General features: G+C 38.3%; 18 protein-coding genes and 1 pseudogene. 11 read left to right on the top strand and 8 right to left on the bottom strand.

From position 1 onward, the window contains the following. Positions 1–41: 41 nt before the first annotated feature. From NSMS1_RS02220 to NSMS1_RS02200, 5 genes and pseudogenes are all read left to right on the top strand, one after another. Positions 42–263 (top strand): annotated as a pseudogene (locus tag NSMS1_RS02220) (transposase); the annotation flags it as partial. A gap of 448 nt (positions 264–711) precedes the next feature. Then, entirely contained in the window at positions 712–849 is a 138-nt protein-coding gene (locus tag NSMS1_RS02215) for a hypothetical protein (protein ID WP_224090563.1), read from the top strand. Between the two features lie 53 nt (positions 850–902). Further along, entirely contained in the window at positions 903–1,451 is a 549-nt protein-coding gene (locus tag NSMS1_RS02210) for an RNA 2'-phosphotransferase (RefSeq protein WP_224090562.1), read from the top strand. A gap of 9 nt (positions 1,452–1,460) precedes the next feature. After that, positions 1,461–2,042, top strand: coding sequence for a YdeI/OmpD-associated family protein (locus NSMS1_RS02205; RefSeq protein ID WP_224090561.1), 582 nt, complete (start codon positions 1,461–1,463; stop codon positions 2,040–2,042). A 48-nt stretch (positions 2,043–2,090) separates the two neighbouring features. Continuing rightward, positions 2,091–3,617 carry a slipin family protein gene (locus NSMS1_RS02200; RefSeq protein ID WP_224095430.1) on the top strand — a complete coding sequence of 509 codons (1,527 nt, stop codon included), beginning with the start codon at positions 2,091–2,093 and terminating at the stop codon, positions 3,615–3,617. 244 nt (positions 3,618–3,861) lie between these two features. On the opposite strand, the gene NSMS1_RS02195 is transcribed toward NSMS1_RS02200, so the two are convergent. After that, positions 3,862–5,364, bottom strand: a complete 1,503-nt coding sequence (locus NSMS1_RS02195; protein WP_224085439.1) for an IS5 family transposase — start codon at positions 5,362–5,364, stop codon at positions 3,862–3,864. A 307-nt stretch (positions 5,365–5,671) separates the two neighbouring features. Further along, entirely contained in the window at positions 5,672–6,100 is a 429-nt protein-coding gene (locus NSMS1_RS02190) for a hypothetical protein (RefSeq protein ID WP_224090560.1), read from the bottom strand. Between the two features lie 311 nt (positions 6,101–6,411). Between NSMS1_RS02190 and psbQ the strand changes: the two genes are divergently transcribed. From psbQ to psbA, 4 genes are all read left to right on the top strand, one after another. After that, the gene (gene psbQ, locus NSMS1_RS02185) at positions 6,412–6,915 is read left to right on the top strand and encodes a photosystem II protein PsbQ (RefSeq protein ID WP_411908658.1); all 504 of its coding nucleotides are present in this window, start codon (positions 6,412–6,414) and stop codon (positions 6,913–6,915) included. Between the two features lie 154 nt (positions 6,916–7,069). After that, on the top strand, positions 7,070–8,185 hold the full coding sequence (locus NSMS1_RS02180) for an NAD(P)/FAD-dependent oxidoreductase (protein WP_224090559.1): 1,116 nt from the start codon (positions 7,070–7,072) through the stop codon (positions 8,183–8,185). 194 nt (positions 8,186–8,379) lie between these two features. Next, a complete protein-coding gene (locus NSMS1_RS02175) occupies positions 8,380–9,231 on the top strand; it encodes an alpha/beta fold hydrolase (protein WP_224090558.1) in 852 nt (283 codons plus the stop codon). A 392-nt stretch (positions 9,232–9,623) separates the two neighbouring features. Next, positions 9,624–10,706, top strand: a complete 1,083-nt coding sequence (gene psbA, locus NSMS1_RS02170; protein ID WP_224090557.1) for a photosystem II q(b) protein — start codon at positions 9,624–9,626, stop codon at positions 10,704–10,706. Between the two features lie 89 nt (positions 10,707–10,795). Here the strand turns inward: psbA and NSMS1_RS02165 are convergent, their stop codons facing one another. After that, complete coding sequence (locus tag NSMS1_RS02165; protein ID WP_224090555.1) at positions 10,796–11,149, bottom strand: hypothetical protein; 354 nt, start codon at positions 11,147–11,149, stop codon at positions 10,796–10,798. A gap of 79 nt (positions 11,150–11,228) precedes the next feature. On the opposite strand from NSMS1_RS02165, the gene NSMS1_RS02160 reads away from it, so the two are divergent. Further along, positions 11,229–11,858 carry a glutathione S-transferase family protein gene (locus tag NSMS1_RS02160; RefSeq protein ID WP_224090554.1) on the top strand — a complete coding sequence of 210 codons (630 nt, stop codon included), beginning with the start codon at positions 11,229–11,231 and terminating at the stop codon, positions 11,856–11,858. A gap of 105 nt (positions 11,859–11,963) precedes the next feature. Next, on the top strand, positions 11,964–13,466 hold the full coding sequence (locus tag NSMS1_RS02155; RefSeq protein WP_224085439.1) for an IS5 family transposase: 1,503 nt from the start codon (positions 11,964–11,966) through the stop codon (positions 13,464–13,466). A 184-nt stretch (positions 13,467–13,650) separates the two neighbouring features. Here the strand turns inward: NSMS1_RS02155 and NSMS1_RS02150 are convergent, their stop codons facing one another. The 5 genes from NSMS1_RS02150 to NSMS1_RS02130 form a co-directional block, all read right to left on the bottom strand. After that, positions 13,651–14,283 carry a ThiF family adenylyltransferase gene (locus tag NSMS1_RS02150; RefSeq protein WP_224090553.1) on the bottom strand — a complete coding sequence of 211 codons (633 nt, stop codon included), beginning with the start codon at positions 14,281–14,283 and terminating at the stop codon, positions 13,651–13,653. Positions 14,284–14,437: 154 nt separating this feature from the next. Beyond that, complete coding sequence (locus NSMS1_RS02145; protein ID WP_224090552.1) at positions 14,438–15,268, bottom strand: hypothetical protein; 831 nt, start codon at positions 15,266–15,268, stop codon at positions 14,438–14,440. 449 nt (positions 15,269–15,717) lie between these two features. Next, positions 15,718–17,397 (bottom strand): GUN4 domain-containing protein, encoded by a 1,680-nt coding sequence (locus tag NSMS1_RS02140; RefSeq protein WP_224095428.1) that lies wholly within the window; start codon positions 17,395–17,397, stop codon positions 15,718–15,720. A gap of 159 nt (positions 17,398–17,556) precedes the next feature. Next, entirely contained in the window at positions 17,557–18,090 is a 534-nt protein-coding gene (locus NSMS1_RS02135; protein ID WP_224090551.1) for a GNAT family N-acetyltransferase, read from the bottom strand. A 39-nt stretch (positions 18,091–18,129) separates the two neighbouring features. Then, the gene (locus tag NSMS1_RS02130; RefSeq protein ID WP_224090550.1) at positions 18,130–20,148 is read right to left on the bottom strand and encodes an ABC transporter ATP-binding protein/permease; all 2,019 of its coding nucleotides are present in this window, start codon (positions 20,146–20,148) and stop codon (positions 18,130–18,132) included. Positions 20,149–20,284: the final 136 nt, after the last annotated feature.

Here is a 20,284-nt window from a genome sequence, read left to right as displayed (position 1 = left end):
CTATAGCGGTTCTCGCTTGAGTGAAATACAAAAAGTGGGCGATTGAAGCTGTGGGGGCCAGGTTGGTTTATTTGTCTCCCTATTCTCCTGATTTTTCACCAATTGAAAATTGTTGGTCTAAGGTGACAGAATTTTTGCGCTCGCAAGCTGCTAGAACCTACGAAGAATTAGATCAAGCTATCACAAATGCCCTAGATGCAGTGACTAAAAAAGACATTATTGGATGGTTTACTCACTGTTGTTACTATATTGCACCCAACTGAGAACCGCTATATCCATTGCCACCTGAAATTTTCCTGTGCTACATTGAATTACAAGGTAGTAATACATTTACCGAGCTATGGTTTGGGTTCTGTATGCCCAACTGGTGCGCCAACCTCTGGCTTGAGCGTATGCCGTAAAGTTATGGGTTACTGCTTTACACCGTTTGATCTGGTCAAAATCAAACACCTTTGAAAGTTAGCTCACTGGTAGAGCGATCGACTGCGGATCGATTTGTTGTAGGTTCGATTCCTATACTTTCTCCCAACCCTGTCCGGGTTAAAAGACACTACTCTGTAAAAGTAGCCCCTTTAACTTTAGTAAAAACTCTGCGATGTAGGTTTACTGTTGGTCATCACCTAGTGATGGTCAATAGTAGCAGTGAAGAAGCTAGAGCGAATGTCCTCTCCATAACTTGAGTATGTTCCTTCATTTTCCCAATTAGGCAAAATGAACGACGTATTTGAAAGCTGTTATTCTAGAGTACCCAAGGGTAGCCTAGAAGCGAGTAGCAGCAATCTTAATCCAGTTTTGAAGACGCATCTCGTCCGCAACCGAACTGCCACACCTACATTTGCAGAGTTTTAAAATATAATGTAGTATATGTAGTATAAGCATGGAAAGTTGAAGTCTGAGAGACAATGAATCAAGAACGCCAGGTCAAAATCAGCAAATTTTTAAGTAAGCATTTGCGTCATACACCAGAACGCCTTGGTTTAGTTTTGGCTCCTGGCGGTTGGGTAGCAATTGATGAGTTACTGAGTGCTTGTCAATCTCATCGATTTCCTATTTCCCATGCAGAATTGAAACAGGTTGTTGCTAACAACGATAAGCAGCGTTTTTCGTTTGATGAGACTGGAACTAAAATTCGAGCTAATCAAGGACATAGTGTGGAAGTAGATTTGCAACTACAACCACAACTTCCACCCACTATTCTTTATCACGGTACAGGGGAGAAATCAGTACCAGCAATTTTGCAATCTGGACTACTAAAAATGTCACGTCACCATGTGCATTTATCTACAGATGTGGAAACTGCGCGAAAAGTAGGAATGCGACATGGTAAACCAGTGATTTTTACTATTGATGCTATGGTTATGTATCAAGCTGGATTTACTTTTTATTGTTCAGATAATGGGGTTTATTTGGTGGATCATGTTCCATCTGAGTATTTACATGTAATGAATTAAGTTATCCTTATGCCTAACTTCGATAACCAATTACAAACATTTCAGGCAGCAAATCGCCAAGAATGGCGGGAATGGTTGGAAAGGAACTATCAAAGTGCTATTGGTATCTGGTTAGTTTATTACAAAGTCAAAAGTGGTAAACCGAGTATTCGATATAGTGAGGCGGTAAAAGAAGCTTTATGTTTCGGTTGGATTGACAGTAAAGTTAAATCCTTGGACGAGGACAGTTATATGCAGATATTTACGCCTCGAAAACCGAAAAGTGTCTGGTCAAAATTGAATAAGCAATATATTCAAGAACTTATTGACCAAGGTTTAATGGCTGAAGCTGGTTTAGCAAAAATTGCAGTTGCAAAACAGGATGGTTCATGGAATACATTAGATGCAATAGAAGCATTAATTATTCCAGATGATTTACAACAGGCTTTAGCTGCAAATGCGATCGCTAATCAATATTTCGCAGGATTAAGTAATTCTACTAAGAAGAATATCCTCTCTTGGATTGCCAGCGCTAAACGTCCAGAAACGAGGCTAAGACGAATTGAGCAGACTATAGATTCAGTAGCACAAAATAAAATTCCTAAGTTATAAAGGTCGTTATTTAGATTCAGAATAATCATGGTATTTACACTAATTTCTATGTGGAAGACTTTTTACATCAAGCCTAACGAAGTCGGTATTTTATATCATCGTAGTGATTTTAAGAAAATATTACAGCCTGGAACTTACACTTATTTTGGTCGGCATTGGCGAGTAACTACTTATGACCTCAATAAACCTGAAGCTTATATTGAAAACTTAGAACTATTAGTACGAAATCACGCCTCAGAGTTACAGGAATATTTACTCATAGTCAGAACGGCATTTAATCAGGCTGCTTTGGTACGTTTGGGTCAAAGTTGGGTAAGTGTAAAACCAAATCAATTACGAGCGTTTTGGCGTGGTTTTATTGAGGTACAAGCTCATTTTTTCAATTTAGAAGAAGGCTTGGAATTACCTGCTGAGTTTGTCCGTCAGGTGCGGGGAATTGCTTTGGATGGAATTAAGAGATTCCACATCTTGGAGTATGAGATTGGTTTGCTATATGTGCAGAATAATTTTTCCCGACCACTAGAAACAGGTGAGTATGCTTTCTGGTCTGTTGATCAGGATGTTTCGGTACGGAGTTTCAGCCGTATTATTCCTAATCCTGAACTTCCACTAGAAGAAATCTTGATTGAACAACACCCTGATTTTGTGGAGGCTTATTGCCAGATTGTCCAATTGCAGACTCAACAAGTAGCGATTGCACGTTATCAAGGTAAAGTCATTGCTATCCTACCACCAACCAGCCGCAAGCTATTCTGGCGGGGTGTTGAGGTAGAAGTAATCGACATCAGCAACGATGCCAAGTTACCTACTCGCCTTATTGCGGAGTTAGTTTCCGGTTTACCTGAAGTTCTAGTTTTAAGCCGCAATTACTTACATATTTGCGAAGTACCTACACAGCACGTTGGTTTGCTATATGTGAATCAGGAATTTCAAGCACAACTCCCATCTGGGAAGCACGCATGGTGGTTGTTTGGACGTTCTGTGCGTACAGAAGTTTTTGACTTACGTTACTCTATTTTAGAAGTAGCCGGGCAGGACATACTCAGTAAAGATAAAGTTCCGTTGCGCTTGAACTTAACGGCTGGCTACCGCATTCTCGACCCTCTGAGAGCCAAAAATGGTTTATCGGATATTCCTAACTATTTATATAAAGAATTGCAGTTTGCCTTGCGTGGCGCTGTAGGTGAGAGAACTTTGGATGCTTTACTGGAGGATAAGGGCGCAATTGACAGCAGTATTTTTGAATACATTCGTCAAAAAACTGCCGACTATGGGATTGAAATCGATTCCGTTGGGGTAAAAGATATCATTCTTCCTGGTGAGATTAAGACGATTTTAAGCAAAGTTGTAGAAGCCGAAAAAGCCGCTCAAGCAAACGTAATTCGCCGTCGTGAAGAAACGGCTGCTACCCGTAGTATGTTAAATACTGCCAAGGTAATGGAAGATAATCCTGTGGCGTTGCGTTTGAAAGAGTTGGAAGTGTTGGAACGAATTGCCGAAAAAATTGAAAAAATTCAAGTTAATGGCAGTTTGGACAACATTTTGACCGAGTTAATTCGGATTAATCGCAATTAACAATTCGGAGTTGTTGCATGAAGGGATGAATCGATCTGATTGATTCATCCTCATCAGCAATGCCTGATACTAAGTAAGTCGGTGGGAAAAAACAAAGCTAAGTTAAGAAAGGTAAACAAGGCTATAACCCTCCTGCCTCCTGCCTTCTGCCTCCTGCCTTGCCATAGCGATAATTTTTAACACTGAGCTACTTAGGGCTTGCTGAAAAAGTCATTTCAAAGGAAGAGAAAAATTGATTAAGTAGTCAGTCCAGAAAAAAGATAAGTTTTTGTTGTTTAAGGTTTAATGAAATATCAGTTTCGATAATAGAAGAAGTAAAAAAAGACTCAGTTTTGAAAAATAGGCAAAAAAATACACAAAAAAGCCGTAATAGCAGAGTAGAAAGATTCATAACTAAAAAAGTTATGGCAATAGCGGTGAAAGAAGTATGAGGAAGTTTAGCCATAACTCTACCAAGGCTAAATCTTCGTTTACCTTGTCCAAACTTGCCCTCAATACAATTACGAATCCTTTCGTCATAAGCGGCTTGTTTCTTCTTTTCAGGGCTGACATTTTGGGGGGGTCTACCTAGTGGTGGGCCACTAATTCTAATTCCCCTTTCTTGACACCAAGCTCGATTCTCCCTCGTCCGATAAATCTTATCAACATGAACTGATTCAGGATAATATCCGGTGTAGTTTTTGTATGCTTCTACTTGTGATTTTAAGTCTCCTGATTCGTTAAAGTTGTCCCAACTAATATGGTCTAAAAATACATAGCCATCATAGTAACTAGCTGAAAACTTAGCCCCAAACTCTACTGTTCTCCCGGCTTTACCTCGGATAATCGGACGAATGTGTGGTTGGTTTAAACTGACAATGCGGTCTTGTATACTAATTTTTTGATTTTCATATAACCATAACTGTTGACGATAAACTTCTGCTACTACTAGCAACATCTTATATTGACTGTTGCTCAGTTTTAATAGTGACGCACCTAAATTTATTAGCTGCTGAATATGAGTTAAATTTCTGTTGATATATTGCAGTTGCTTTCTGATAGCTTTCCTTCTTTCTTTAACTGTTGGTTTTCTTTTCTTGGCTACTGCTAAATAATCCTTTCTTGCTTTGTTTCTGTAGGTTCTTGGTTTGTTGATATTTCTTACTAATAAGGACTTATATAATGTATCTATGATTGTTTCTGTTTGCTTTCTGGCTTGATTTAATAATCCTAAATCTGTCGGATAACTTATGTCTGCTGGCGCACAACTAGCATCTAATATTAATTTTCCTCTATTGGCTGGCTTACTTTTTGAATCCTCGACCTCTGGCTTTTTTGCTCTTACTTCTACCTCCTGTTTATTTTCTAACATCTTCCTGACTATTTCTTGATTGATTTTATTGACTAATTCTATATCTATCCTTTCTCTAAAATGAACTAGCATTGACGGGTCAAATGCAGATTCATTACTATATGCTGACATTCCTATAAAGTATTGCAGATACGGGTTCTCCCGAATTTGTTCTACTGTCTCTCTGTCACTTATTCCTAATTTTTCTTTAATTATTAATGCTCCCAACGCCATTCTAAATGTTTTGGCTGGCGCTCCCATTCTTGCTGAAAATATTTCTGCGTACTCTGCTTCAAATTTTGACCAAGGTATCATGTTCGCCATGATTACCCATCGGTTATCTGACGCTAGTTTTCCCCCAAAGGGTAGTTCAAAGTTTTCTGCTGCTTTTTCTTGCTTTTGCGCTCTTCGATACATTTTAACGCAACTTGCTACAAGGATTTTTACTTATCTTACCCTTTTTCTTTTCACCTTATTTTTCTTTCCTGACCCTGAAACTCTTCATTCTGCTATCTTTCGCCCTTATTCAGCCAGCCCTACTTAACAGGAATATAAGTTCGATGATAAAACAAGTAATACCAATTCAAAACTAAGAAACCCAAGTTTGATAAGAGTTTCTGAGTTTGGATCTGTTGAAGAATTTTAGTGAATCAGGGTAAATCGGGGGAAATATTGAAGTAAATAAGTATAAGCAGCTAAACCAACTGCAAGAGTGATAAATTACTTAATCCCCAGGTTGATTAAATACCTCTAAAATGTGTCGGCAAACTTGTTTAAGCTGATTTCCAACTTGAGGAGATGGTACAGAATTACCCACAAAACTCCAGTTTTCCACTGTAGACAACCGCCACACTTCCCCCCGATGATCAAATCCAGCTACCTCTAAACCGATCGCTCGACGTAATTTTGTGATGGGATCTTGGTAAAATCGGATTTGAATTAACACACTGCGGCTACGCCAAGATTTGCTGACACCAGGAAAATGAAAACCAATATCAATAGAATCTGGATCAATTAACTCTCTAGTTTCTGGATCATTATTCCAAGGTTTCAAGTCTGATTTAGCATCAGGAAACTCAAACTTGAATAAATTTACTGCTGTAGCAATCTTGCTGGCGAGTTCAAGGTTGGTTGCTTGTTCAGCTGCGTTCACTAAAAAACACTCCTTTATTTTGTCAGTGTAGGTGAAGGTAACAACAAAAAACCGCCAGAAGGCTTATTGTATTGGTGTTTTAGCTTATCAAGACTAGGAGAATTTAGCAACTCTATATCATGCTTTCCTTATATTGAGGATGATGTACTTTTAGTAGAAACAGTATATTAAATTATATTGAGTAATTATACTCAAAAAAAACTGTTACTACATCCTCTGTAGGAAGTACCAACTCAGCAGATCCAAAAATTTTTAAGAAAATCATTTCTGAGTAAGAACGATAAATTACCGTTGCGATCTAAAATTACACTGTGAATCGGCAAAAAGAAACCAACCAATTTCAGTGTATGGCGCGTCAACGCTCAATTTTCTCATTACTCCTGGCATTATTAGCAACTTTCTTAATTAGTTGTGGTAGCCCTACTACCGCAGTTGCACCCCCAACCTACACAACTGCACAACTTGAAAGGATTCAAGGATACGCACCTGATGTTCAGGCTGTGCGCGATCGCGCGGACGAACTGAAAAACCTGATCCAAAAAAAAGAATGGATTGATGTAGGTAATTTTATTCATGGCCCCATTGCAGAAGCAAGGTTAACCATGAGCTATATCACACCCAACCTACTGCCTAAAGACCAACCCACAGCCCGGCAAATCACCAAAGATTTGCTTAACCACCTAGTGAAAATCGATCAGGCTGCTACGTCTGGCAATAGTCAGCTTGCCTTAAACAACTATCAAGCTGCATTTGCAGATATTGATAAGTTCCTACAACTGCTACCTGATACTAGCAGCCAGTCACAGGCGGGTTAGACAAGAGAGAATTAAGAGATGAGGGAGATGAGGAAGATGAGGGAGATGAAGAAGGTGAGGAAGAATTTATAGTTTTTCTCACCTATCTTCCTCCACTCCCCCCACTTCCCCATCTTCCTCTCACTCTCCTTACTCTCTTCACTAAACAACACTCATGAACGTAGCGATAATCGGTTGTGGCGTAGTTGGGGCGGCGATCGCCTACGAACTGTCCCAAGTGCCAGGAATCAAAATTACAGTTTTTGACAAACAACCACCCGCGCAAGCTTCTACAGGTGCAGCACTGGGTGTTTTAGTAGGCATCATCAGCCAAAAAGTCAAAGGCAAGGCTTGGCAGATGCGGCAATATAGCATCCAGCGTTATGAAACTTTAATTCCTGAACTCGAAACCATCACAGGACGTAAAATCCCTTTCAATCGTCAAGGTATTCTCAGTCTTTGCCTGGAAGCAGAAAAAACAGAAGACTGGGAGAAATTAGCAGCCATTCGCCACTCTCAAGGCTGGCAATTAGAAATCTGGGATACAGCCAAACTCAAAGCTATTTGCCCTCAATTCAATAATCCGCAGATTACTGGCGCTGTCTACTCTCCACAAGACCGTCAATTAGACCCCACTGCCTTAACATTAGCCTTAGTTGAGGCTGCCGAATACAATGGTGTAACTTTTAAATTTGGCGTAACTGTATTAGGTATCGTCACAATAGAAGGCAACAAATACACGTCCGTTGAGACAACAGAAGGTAAAATCAATGCTGATTGGATTATTGTCTCGGCTGGTTTAGGTTCCACTCCCATAACAGCACAACTCAACCAAACAATAGATATTCGTCCTGTGCTGGGACAAGCTTTGCAAGTGCGCTTAGGGCATTCATTAGGAAATCCCGATTTTCAACCAGCAATTACAGGTAATGATGTGCATATAGTCCCTGTAGGTGGTGGAGACTATTGGATAGGTGCAACAGTAGAATTTCCGACAAATGGTGATGAAATTCCCCCTAATCAAGAATTACTAGAATCTGTCAGACAACAAGCTATTTCTTTCTGTCCAGAATTAGCAACAGCCGAAATCATCCGCACTTGGTCAGGCTTACGCCCCCGTCCTGAAGGTCGTCCCGCACCAGTAATTGATGAATTACCAGGCTTTAGTAACGTCCTGTTAGCAACTGGACACTATCGCAACGGCGTTTTACTCGCACCCGCCACCGCTCAGGCAATTCGTGAGAAGATTCTCATACCAATTCAAAATTCAAAATTCAAAATTCAAAATTAAGAAAGTGATACGTAGCAAAGGTTTAAGCGTTTGCATCTGTATCAGGTTTTTTGTGAAATTGTATCAATTAAGAGGAGTGGGGAGTGGAGAAGATGAGGGGGATGAGGGAGAGTAACTATGGACTATGGACTGTTGACTATGGACTGTTGACTATGGACTAATGACTAATAACTAATGACTATTTGGAAAAAAACGTGTCAATCACAGAAAATAAAATAACAGTAAATTCTTTAGAATGGTTTTATCGGGAAGCTGCACCAATTGGTAGAACTGACTTGTTACCTGTATTGTTTCTACACGGCATACCTTCACAGAGTTACAGTTGGCGTAATATATTACCAGCATTAGGTAGTCAAGGAACAAGAGCGATCGCACCAGATTGGATTGGTTCTGGCTTTTCTGCCAAGCCGGAAAAACAAGACTTCGCCTATACCACCGAAGCATACATCACAGCCTTAGCAGCATTCGTTCAAGCATTAGAACTGGAGCGTTTTTCTCTAGTTGTTCAAGGTTTTCTAGGGTCTATCGGTCTACAATATGCCTTAAAATATCCTGAACAAATTGCCAATATAGCCATCCTCAATGCGCCAATTTCCACAGATGCCAAATTACCGTGGAAGTTGAAACAAATGGGTCTACCTTTTGTCGGTGACATGATGACACAAGACCCATTATTAATCGACAGGACGCTAGAAGGTGGTAGTCGTTATCGCATCGAAGACAAAGATTTAGATATTTATCGCCGACCATTCTTGAAAACCTCTGCTGTGGGACGGGCGCTTTTAACAACGATTCGCAACCTGCAACTCCCAATAGCCATGACAGAAATTGAATCAGGCTTTAAACAATGGCAACAACCCATTTTAATTCAATGGGGCATGATTGACCCTTGGCTGCCTGTAGAGGTCGCACAAAAGTTTGCTGATACTGTTCCCAATGCCGAATTAATCAAACTCAACAACGTCGGTCACTACCCCCAAGAACACTATCACAAAACCATCCTAGAAGACCTTTTACCTTTCGTGCGTCGTGCTGAGTCATCTTAGTGGTATCTGGGCGTTTAGCCCGTGCTGAGTGGGAAGTACCTTGAAAATCTCGTGAACGAGCAGCAACTTAACAAAGCTGCCGAAGCCAAGTCTTACCAATTCAAAAAAGATTTGCAACACGTCTGTTATTTGTAGGGGCATAAAGCTATACGCCCCTATCCAAGTATCTGTTCCATTATTTTTTCAAATTGTTGTCAGTAAAAGAGTCTGACCGTTTTGGAATAAGAGAAAGAATTGTTCAAATACAGGTATGAAGTTAGTTATAAGATTATCTTATATTAAGCATAAGTATTAATTTTGTTAAATACCTTTACAATCTGTTACAAAGACTCTAAGATAATAGACATAAGCAATTATTCCTGCGTACAAAACGCAACCGCAATCATAAAATTATGACAGCAACCTTACAACAGCGCCAAAGCGCCAACGTATGGGAGCAGTTCTGCAACTGGATCACCAGCACCAACAACCGCCTATACATCGGTTGGTTCGGCGTACTCATGATCCCCACCTTGCTAGCTGCAACCACCTGCTTCATCATCGCCTTCATCGCCGCACCTCCAGTAGACATCGATGGTATCCGCGAACCCGTAGCTGGTTCCTTACTATATGGAAACAACATCATCTCTGGTGCAGTTGTTCCTTCTTCTAACGCAATTGGTTTACACTTCTACCCAATTTGGGAAGCAGCATCCTTAGATGAGTGGTTGTACAACGGTGGCCCTTACCAATTAGTAGTATTCCACTTCCTAATCGGCGTATTCTGCTACCTCGGTCGTGAGTGGGAATTATCCTACCGCTTGGGTATGCGTCCTTGGATCTGCCTAGCATTCTCTGCTCCAGTAGCAGCAGCAACCGCAGTATTCTTGATCTACCCCATCGGACAAGGTTCCTTCTCAGATGGAATGCCCTTGGGTATCAGTGGTACATTCAACTTCATGATCGTGTTCCAAGCAGAACACAACATCCTGATGCACCCCTTCCACATGTTAGGTGTGGCTGGTGTATTCGGTGGTTCTTTGTTCAGTGCAATGCACGGTTCATTGGTAACTTCCTCTTTGGTTCGTGAAACAACCGAGAACGAATCACAAAACTACGGTTACAAATTCGGACAAGAAGAAGAAACCTACAACATCGTTGCAGCACACGGTTACTTCGGACGCTTAATCTTCCAATACGCATCCTTCAACAACTCCCGTTCCTTGCACTTCTTCCTAGCTGCATGGCCCGTAGTTGGTATCTGGTTCACCGCGTTGGGTGTAAGCACAATGGCGTTCAACCTCAACGGTTTCAACTTCAACCAGTCGATCATCGACTCACAAGGTCGTGTCATCAACACCTGGGCTGACATCATCAACCGCGCTAACTTGGGTATGGAAGTCATGCACGAGCGTAACGCTCACAACTTCCCCTTAGACTTGGCTGCTGGCGATGCTGCTCCTGTTGCATTAAGCGCTCCTGCTATCCACGGTTAATTCCGAAGCTTTAGCTGAATAAAATAAAAAGTGCCCCCAATTGGGGGCGCTTTTTATTTTGAAATTAATACCAGTTCCAGAAATCGTAGTTAGCTGTCAAATAATATACTCTTTGGATGAAGTGCAAACTCAAGAGCAGCGTGTTTTGCTAAACTCCATATTGTGGCTTGGTTGGCTGTAATTACAGGAATATTTAATTCAGCCTCTAATTGTGCGATCGCTTCAAATGTTCTCCATGCTGTACAAGGTAATACAATAGCCTCTGCATCTTTATGAGATACCTTTTTGATAAAAGCTATAGCTTCATCTGGTGACTGATGCCATAGGTAACTGTGTTTCGCTACTTCCTTTGAACGCTCATCACCTTTAAAGACAATTATTTCTAAGGAAGCTTCGTTCAAAAATGCTTTTAGGGTTTGGTTGTTCCATTCGGGATAATGCAAGTATTAAACAGTATTGCTCTGGTGAGAACTGGGCAATGGAAATAATTTGTGTCTTCAATAATTACAAGGAAAGAATTTAATGAGCAACGTACAACTTTACTTCGCTAAAGCATCTACCTTCTCGCAACGTACCCGTGTAGTTTTACTGGAGAAAGATATTGATTTTACTCCGATAGAAATTAATTTACAGGACAAGCCAGAAGGTTATACGCAAATTTCCCGTTATGGTAAAGTTCCGACTATTAAGCATGGCGATGTTGTAATTTACGAGTCTGCCATTATCAATGAATATCTAGATGAAGTTTTCCCAGAACCAGCGTTATTACCTCGTGATTCAGCCAAGAAAGCGATCGCTCGTATCTGGATAGACTACGCTAATACTCGCTTTGTCCCTGCATTTAACAAATTCCTACGCGGTAAAGATAGCCAAGAACAGGAACAAGGACGAAAAGAGTTTACAGAAGCACTTTTATATATAGAACAAGAAGCCTTTGGTGAAGGTGAATATTTCTTAGGCGATCAGTTTAGTCTGGTTGATATCAGCTTCTATCCTTGGTTTGAACGCCTACCACTGTTAGAATACTTCCGTAAATTTACACTCCCAGCAGAAACGCCTCGTTTGCATACATGGTGGAATTTGGTACGCGAGCGCGCCTCAATTCAATCAGTAGCTAATCCTGTAGACTTCTATTTAGGGCTGGCTGAATAAGGGCGAAAGATAGCAGAATGAAGAGTTTCAGGGTCAGGAAAGAAAAATAAGGTGAAAAGAAAAAGGGTAAGATAAGTAAAAATCCTTGTAGCAAGTTGCGTTAAAATGTATCGAAGAGCGCAAAAGCAAGAAAAAGCAGCAGAAAACTTTGAACTACCCTTTGGGGGAAAACTAGCGTCAGATAACCGATGGGTAATCATGGCGAACATGATACCTTGGTCAAAATTTGAAGCAGAGTACGCAGAAATATTTTCAGCAAGAATGGGAGCGCCAGCCAAAACATTTAGAATGGCGTTGGGAGCATTAATAATTAAAGAAAAATTAGGAATAAGTGACAGAGAGACAGTAGAACAAATTCGGGAGAACCCGTATCTGCAATACTTTATAGGAATGTCAGCATATAGTAATGAATCTGCATTTGACCCGTCAATGCTAGTTCATTTTAGAGAAAGGATAGATATAGAATTAGTCAATAAAATCAATCAAGAAATAGTCAGGAAGATGTTAGAAAATAAACAGGAGGTAGAAGTAAGAGCAAAAAAGCCAGAGGTCGAGGATTCAAAAAGTAAGCCAGCCAATAGAGGAAAATTAATATTAGATGCTAGTTGTGCGCCAGCAGACATAAGTTATCCGACAGATTTAGGATTATTAAATCAAGCCAGAAAGCAAACAGAAACAATCATAGATACATTATATAAGTCCTTATTAGTAAGAAATATCAACAAACCAAGAACCTACAGAAACAAAGCAAGAAAGGATTATTTAGCAGTAGCCAAGAAAAGAAAACCAACAGTTAAAGAAAGAAGGAAAGCTATCAGAAAGCAACTGCAATATATCAACAGAAATTTAACTCATATTCAGCAGCTAATAAATTTAGGTGCGTCACTATTAAAACTGAGCAACAGTCAATATAAGATGTTGCTAGTAGTAGCAGAAGTTTATCGTCAACAGTTATGGTTATATGAAAATCAAAAAATTAGTATACAAGACCGCATTGTCAGTTTAAACCAACCACACATTCGTCCGATTATCCGAGGTAAAGCCGGGAGAACAGTAGAGTTTGGGGCTAAGTTTTCAGCTAGTTACTATGATGGCTATGTATTTTTAGACCATATTAGTTGGGACAACTTTAACGAATCAGGAGACTTAAAATCACAAGTAGAAGCATACAAAAACTACACCGGATATTATCCTGAATCAGTTCATGTTGATAAGATTTATCGGACGAGGGAGAATCGAGCTTGGTGTCAAGAAAGGGGAATTAGAATTAGTGGCCCACCACTAGGTAGACCCCCCCAAAATGTCAGCCCTGAAAAGAAGAAACAAGCCGCTTATGACGAAAGGATTCGTAATTGTATTGAGGGCAAGTTTGGACAAGGTAAACGAAGATTTAGCCTTGGTAGAGTTATGGCTAAACTTCCTCATACTTCTTTCACCGCTATTGCCATAACTTTTTTAGTTATGAATCTTTCTACTCTGCTATTACGGCTTTTTTGTGTATTTTTTTGCCTATTTTTCAAAACTGAGTCTTTTTTTACTTCTTCTATTATCGAAACTGATATTTCATTAAACCTTAAACAACAAAAACTTATCTTTTTTCTGGACTGACTACTTAATCAATTTTTCTCTTCCTTTGAAATGACTTTTTCAGCAAGCCCTTTTTAGAAAGATTTGCCAAAATTCTGGGTGAACCTGTCCCTGTTGGTGCAGCACAAAAATAATACCAATTCAAAAAATCTTTGCAACACATTCATTACCTGTAGGGGCGTACAGATGTACGACCCTACTCAGATTAAATTGCGATAACAGTTAAATCTTTCAAGGTGATGGTAAAGTTACGCTGTTGTGCTGTAGCCACAAATGAAACAATCGCCTCACAAGTTACAGCAACAGTTAACATAACTAAGTTACGCGCTAGGGGATAATCACAAACGTCATCATTCACGTCGGAAGGTACGCGATAAGATTCATTCCAAATTACTTCTGCATAATCAGCTGCTAGTCCAGCATGAATACAAGGAACGCTAAACTTTTCAGCATAATCTTTCACTGCTTGGCGTGCCACACTATTATCAAAGACATCAACAATTAGTTGACTATCTTTGAGGAGTTGAGTTGTGTTTGTTGGTGTTAATTCCTTGGTTTTGGCTTCTACTTTAGTACCAATTGCTCGATATAGATTATTCCCCAAAATTTTTGCTTTGAATGCTCCTACATCAGAACGATAGTATGGTTGAGTAGAAAGATTACGTTCCTCAATGCGATCGCGGTCGATTATCGTTAGTTTCTCAAAACCAGACCGAGCCAAGTTTTCAGCTATGTTAGCGCCTAATGCTCCAGCCCCACAAATTGTTATAGGATAGTTTTTCAACTTTGCCATTACTGCATGGCTACGGTAAAGCTGTTCGTGAAAAAAGATACTCATAATAATTCGTAATTAATATCCAGTCTGGCTAATTACTTTCGATATGGTTGATTTAGTCGGTAATAGGTAATAACGAATGGATAATTGAATTGTTTTTTACCATTACCAATTACCAACCCCCAAGATTTGAAAAGTAAGTATTTAAGCGAATATACTACTCTTTTTGTTCTATTACACCCACTAAAGATTGCAAATCAAAGTCGCTATCATATCCACTTAAGCAAATACCGGAACTGATCACAGTCAAGTCAGATTTGGCGATCGCACTACTATGGCGAATACCATCAGAGGTTGTCCAATCGACTGTCCAATAATCACCGCGATCTTGAAATTGCTTTAATTCACCCCCGCCCATCTGTAATGCTTTTCTCAGTCGTTTTTCATCCTGTTGGGGTTGGTTAAAGTCCTGAATACGCCCAGTTGCTAACTCGTAGACTGTACGGATTTCTGGAGTCATACCTTTAAATTGTAATTCTTCCACTGGAATCAGATGTTTCACAGCAGATTGCAGTGTTTCTACAATAGCCGGATCGGCACGGCGATCAACTTCTTCAAACCAGCAAGATTGACCATTCCATCGGGCAATGATTTGGTCAAAGATAATACCTTCAGTTACTAGATGGATAGTAAGTGGTTTAACTACCTGCATTCGTTGACGTATATCAGCTTCATTGATGGGGTATGCTAACCAAGTTTGTCCCTGTAATTTATGCGCTAACCGCAGTCGGATTTGGGGAAAGTGTTGTAAATATTCTGCGATTTGGGGTAAGTCGGCTTCCTCCACAACTTTTGCCGTTTTCTCATCCATTGGTTGAAAGATACCCCAGCCTTCAAACTGATTAGGCTTTGGCGTGAAGGTGTAAATCATCCCAGCTACCCTTGTGCGAACTCGTCCACCCTTGACACAAGGCGCGAGGAATTGGGTATTGTACAATTTGGCTTCTGCACTAGCAATTTGGTTAATTAGCTTATGGATGTTAGCCATGACTGTGGATAATTTAAGGAATATTACTAAAAATATTTAGAGAAGATATAGTATATAAAAAATATATGTTTACTATCTCAATAGTAAAATACACAATTCTTGAATAGGAACTCAATACACAAAAATTTGCCGGAGATTTTATTTTTAAGGTAATAAAAAGCGCTAATACCAAATTAATATGAAGCTGCATAGAATAATTGAATGCAGATGCACGCAGCGAAAAGTTCTGTAGGAGGGTTTCCCTCCGTAGGAAACTTTTCAAGACAGATAAACGCGGATAAATTAATGGGTTCTATGTTATGTGGAACCTTATAGAAAATTGGTATAAATAGGGCGATGTGAATATGTAGGGTTGGGATAAGGCACACAGGAAGAGGGTCTCAGCCTAGTTCACTTTATATAAATATAGTTTTGTTTTTTCATCTTGTTCTACTTAATGTTTAACTAACTCATGATGAAGTTTCATGACAAATCTTTGCACGAATAAAAAATAAGTGCATCTGCCATATTAGCCAAGAACCAACTCGCCAAGCACCCATTGATAGAGGTTCGGCGGATGAGTTTAGCGATATATCAAACATATCTTGGTCGTAATGTAACCATTTGACTGGTAGGTGTCCCATCGGTGTTGTCGGGGATAATTTAAAAGTTAGTTGGTTGTAATTTAACCAGTTTCCCTCCTTGCGCCAACCCAGGCGATCGCCTAACTTCTTTTTTGTTTCATAATCCACTTGTCCGCCTATTTCATGCCAAATACTTAACTGAACACTAAAACCAAAGTAACCACGACTATATTGTTGCCAAAGTTGATCAATTTTATGGAAGTCCTGACAGGAGAAATTCACAATATCTTCTTTATAAACTTCATGCCAATAATTCTTCCCCATAACTTGTAGCATTAATTTAGCAGTTTCAATATCTGCTTCTTGCCATTTATACTGTGCTAGAAGATTTTGCAGTCTGCCATAATCAATAGATATATTTTTTTCAAATTCTTGGTTAAACTCAATATCATTATTAGATGGTTCCTCAAGTTCTACTTTTTCTATATAAGGCTGATGACTAAGAGGAGTCGTATCTGTTTCTACTATCCCTAATATCTTTTTTTGAGCAACCAGTTGAGTAGACATATAATTAGATATTAAGTAAATCGCTTGATTTACAGTTAGATCATCTTGAGTTAAATCATCATTATTAACTGATTCATTTAAAAAATGTGCTTGTAAAAAAGCATCTTGTAATCTATCTTTTTTCTCATAACTTTCTACTAGTAAATTGAGGATGTTATGAGATGTATTACTGTCTTGTATTGTTAATATATTTGCTTGGGAATTTAAAGCACTACTTGTTAAATTTTGAATTTCTCCAATAGTGGCGTAAAAATTCGCATCTATTTTTACTAACTCATCTATTAAAGACTGAAATGGACTAAAGTATTCTTGTAGAGAATTTTCTAAATTAATTGCTGTTTCGGCTATTTTAGCTATTTCTTGACGAATTTTTGTAGCTTTGATTTGATATTCATAAATTTCTTGATATATTTCTATATCTTTAATTATTTGTCTAATAGCCTGCTTCTGCTTTTTAGTATCTTCCGCTAATTCCTTAATTCCTTCACTAAGGATTTTGACTTTTTCTAAAATCAAAAGATTAGTATTACTCAACAATAATGTTGATTTTATGTTTTCTTCCTTCTCCCACTTGAGTTTTTCTAGAATTTGATGATTATCTCTATTCTTAATTTCTAGTTTATTTCTTTCTTCGTTAATCTTTTTAATTTCAAGATATTTTTGACTATACAGGTTTCTCCAGTCATCTATGAATTTTAATAAAAAATCTTGATAACTATCTTTATATTTTTCCAAAAAATCTATTAATTGACTATAATCTTTAATTAATAACTTAACTTCTGCTAAAACTTCCCCTTGGCTAATTTCTTCTTTTTGTTTAACTACTCCCCAAAAATAAGAATGATATTTTGTACCATCCTTAATTAAATTTTGGCAGTTATTAATTTTCTTTTTAACTTTTTTTAATTCGGCATTTTTCAGAATGGGAAATTTATAATTTTTCTGATAAATCGTAATTGATTCATAAGTAATTAGTTGTTTTTGCCTTTTAGCTAGCATCACTGATTATAAGAAATCCAACTTCTCCTAAATTTTTCTTTATTTCAATGTTGAGAAATTTTTGACAACAACATAAAATTATACCAATTTGAAACATGATTAAGATAAATGGATAGCTGTAAAGCTTATCAGTAAACCATTCCAAAATCCAAAATGGTATTACTTGACGCTAGCTGTTTTGCTTAATTTCCACACCAAAACTTTCTCTCGTGATTCTACAAGCTGCATACCACTTTTTTCTAACACTCGCTTTGAAGCTATATTATCGGGATTGCATCCAGCAGTTACAGTTTGCACACTAGGTTGAGATAACGTCCAATCTATCACAGCTTTCGTAGCTTCAGAAGCATACCCCTGTCGTCGATATGATGAGGCTACATAATAACCAATTTCCAAGGAACCTGAAGGAGAACCTGTACTATCTGGAATGATTTTTACCATAACGTGACCAATAAGAGTATTATCTGCTCTATGAATGATTAAGGCTCCCCACCCCCATTCACCTTGTAACGGATATTGGCAAAGAATATCTACAATAAACGGCAAATTTTCAAAAAACTCTTGCCCGTGCCAATCGGATAACACTTTCACACTCATAAATGATGCTAATTCAGCATTCCCAGAAATGGCCTTTTTTACTAATTCTAGTTTAAAAGGTACTAGCTCTAACCGTGGGGTAGAAATTTTTTCCATATTAGAATAATGTTATGGCTCTCTTTTAGATGATTAACGCTATTCTTTGACCCATTTGCCTACTTTTGAATCTTTGTTGTAGCGGTAAGTTACATTATCTTTTGTAGTGATAGGCTCTCCTCGATTAGCTTTGCTTTTGATAGTGCTAATAGCATAATTTGTGAGTGGTTGAATTTCTTGATGAGATAGCCCTACAATTGTCGCGGTTATTGATTTGTCTAATTTTATATCGAGTTCATTTTTAGGTAAAACATCGATAGTGACTTGCTCCTTTTGGATTGATTTATCAGCTATGCCTTTTTGTTTACGATAATCTTTTGTAGAAACAAGTTGCCAACTAGACTCTTGTGAAAGTTCTAGTACCCATTGATGATATTTAAATAGACTTTCTCTATGGCCTACACTAATGAATGTTGTTTTTGTTTCCTGTAATTGTTGATATAAATTATCTTCGTTGTGCAAATCTAAGGCGCTGGTTGCTTCATCTAAGATGGTAAAACTAGGATGTGTAATAAGTAGTCGTGCAAAAGCTAGGCGTTGTTGTTCTCCTAAAGATAAAATATTCTCCCAAGGAACTTCTGTGTCAAAGCCGCCTACACGAGTAAGCAAGTGTTGCAGGTTAACTTGTTGCAAAATTGTTGTGAGTTCGCGATCGCTCACTTTGCGATCTGTGTGTGGGTATAGCAACTGTTCCCGCAGAGTTCCCAAAATAATGTAAGGACGTTGAGGTAAAAATAGTACTTCTTCCAGGGGAGGACGCACCAAGCGACCACTTCCAGCATTCCATAAACCTGCGATCGCTCTTAACAAAGAACTCTTACCCCTACCACTAGGGCCTACAATTAATAAACCTTCACCTTGCTGAACCGATAGTGATAAATCTTCAACAATTACTTGCTCGTAATTTGGTGTTTGTAATGTGAGATTCTCAAAAGCTAACCGTTTTTCTTCTAGAACTTGAATAGTCTTGACCTTATCTGGTTGTTGACTAACAGCTTCTAACGCATCTGAGAACTCAGCTAAACGCTTTACATAGCCAGAAAATCGCCCTGAAGTTCCAAATTCAGCTAATAACTCTCCCAAAGCATTAGAAAAAACAAAGCACGCAAAACTTACTTGGTTAATTTCACCATAATCAATTTGATCTTGAATAAATAAAGGAGTAAGGATAAACATGGAAAATACACCAATAGCAGACTGATAGGCTCTACCAAAAGCGTCTTGTCCTTTCTCTAAATTCAATCTACGTTCAGCAGTTGCTAACACATTATTAAATCTGCGCTGAATTATATTTAATTCGTCTTCCTCTCCATGAAAAAAAGCAATTGATTCAGCATGATTGCGAACATGACTTAGGCAATATGCAAAGTCCGCTTTAAATGCAATTTCTTCTTGATTAACTTTATTTATTGTCTGATTTAAATAAACAAATACTAAATTACCAATAATTGTATAAATAATTAAGTAAATTGTAATTTCTCTAGAAACCATCAAGAGAATTAACAAAGCACTTCCCATCTCTAAAAATTTTTCTAGTAATGTAGTCGAAAACCTCAAAGCACTACTAGTAATAGGTTCAAGTTCTTGGGATAGACGTTGGTCGGGATTATCAATATTAGATTTAAAATTTATTTTATAGTAAGCTTGATTGCTAAAATATTTGTCTAAAATATGATTATTTAACCATTTATACCAGTCAAGAGTAACTTTCTTTCTGACATATCTTAAAGAAGTTACTAAAAGAACCATCCCTACAAGAATAAAGCAGGAAGGCAACAAAGTAGTGTTATATTTATCTAAACTTCTGTCTTCAATAATAATATCAACTACATAACGATTCCAGTAACTATTAGCAGCGTTTGCACCTACAAATGCAACTATTAAAAACACAAGCAGAATCAGCATTCCCCATGAACGAATCACATCTGTAAATACTCTTCCTTCTGCTTGTGTTGGATACCAATAAGGCCCAGCTACTATTTTGACATCTTGCCAAAATTGAGTTAGTATCGAAAAAGGATTTGTTATGGTTTTCTCACGTACAGACGAAGTTTGCATATTCTAAAAATGTGGCAGTTTAAAAAACTGAATAGTTATAGAGATCAGTGGTTTTTAATTAAGTAAGTTTAAGGTTGAATAGATTTAGTAGATATTTTATAACTTCTTAATTTAGATCCCCCTAAATCACCGTAAA

This window comes from Nostoc sp. MS1 (genome assembly GCF_019976755.1).
Classification (GTDB): domain Bacteria; phylum Cyanobacteriota; class Cyanobacteriia; order Cyanobacteriales; family Nostocaceae; genus Trichormus.
This window is presented reverse-complemented; position numbering and strand designations above follow the sequence as displayed.

Bases quoted from the DNA above. Each gene is read 5' to 3' on its own strand.
- NSMS1_RS02140 (WP_224095428.1), bottom strand. From the start codon at position 17,397: ATGCTAGCTAAAAGGCAAAAACAACTAATTACTTATGAATCAATTACG.
- NSMS1_RS02215 (WP_224090563.1), top strand. From the start codon at position 712: ATGAACGACGTATTTGAAAGCTGTTATTCTAGAGTACCCAAGGGTAGC.
- NSMS1_RS02195 (WP_224085439.1), bottom strand. From the start codon at position 5,364: ATGTATCGAAGAGCGCAAAAGCAAGAAAAAGCAGCAGAAAACTTTGAA.
- NSMS1_RS02200 (WP_224095430.1), top strand. From the start codon at position 2,091: ATGTGGAAGACTTTTTACATCAAGCCTAACGAAGTCGGTATTTTATAT.
- NSMS1_RS02145 (WP_224090552.1), bottom strand. From the start codon at position 15,268: ATGGCTAACATCCATAAGCTAATTAACCAAATTGCTAGTGCAGAAGCC.
- NSMS1_RS02155 (WP_224085439.1), top strand. From the start codon at position 11,964: ATGTATCGAAGAGCGCAAAAGCAAGAAAAAGCAGCAGAAAACTTTGAA.
- NSMS1_RS02210 (WP_224090562.1), top strand. From the start codon at position 903: ATGAATCAAGAACGCCAGGTCAAAATCAGCAAATTTTTAAGTAAGCAT.
- psbA (WP_224090557.1), top strand. From the start codon at position 9,624: ATGACAGCAACCTTACAACAGCGCCAAAGCGCCAACGTATGGGAGCAG.
- NSMS1_RS02135 (WP_224090551.1), bottom strand. From the start codon at position 18,090: ATGGAAAAAATTTCTACCCCACGGTTAGAGCTAGTACCTTTTAAACTA.
- NSMS1_RS02130 (WP_224090550.1), bottom strand. From the start codon at position 20,148: ATGCAAACTTCGTCTGTACGTGAGAAAACCATAACAAATCCTTTTTCG.
- NSMS1_RS02205 (WP_224090561.1), top strand. From the start codon at position 1,461: ATGCCTAACTTCGATAACCAATTACAAACATTTCAGGCAGCAAATCGC.
- NSMS1_RS02180 (WP_224090559.1), top strand. From the start codon at position 7,070: ATGAACGTAGCGATAATCGGTTGTGGCGTAGTTGGGGCGGCGATCGCC.
- NSMS1_RS02150 (WP_224090553.1), bottom strand. From the start codon at position 14,283: ATGAGTATCTTTTTTCACGAACAGCTTTACCGTAGCCATGCAGTAATG.
- NSMS1_RS02160 (WP_224090554.1), top strand. From the start codon at position 11,229: ATGAGCAACGTACAACTTTACTTCGCTAAAGCATCTACCTTCTCGCAA.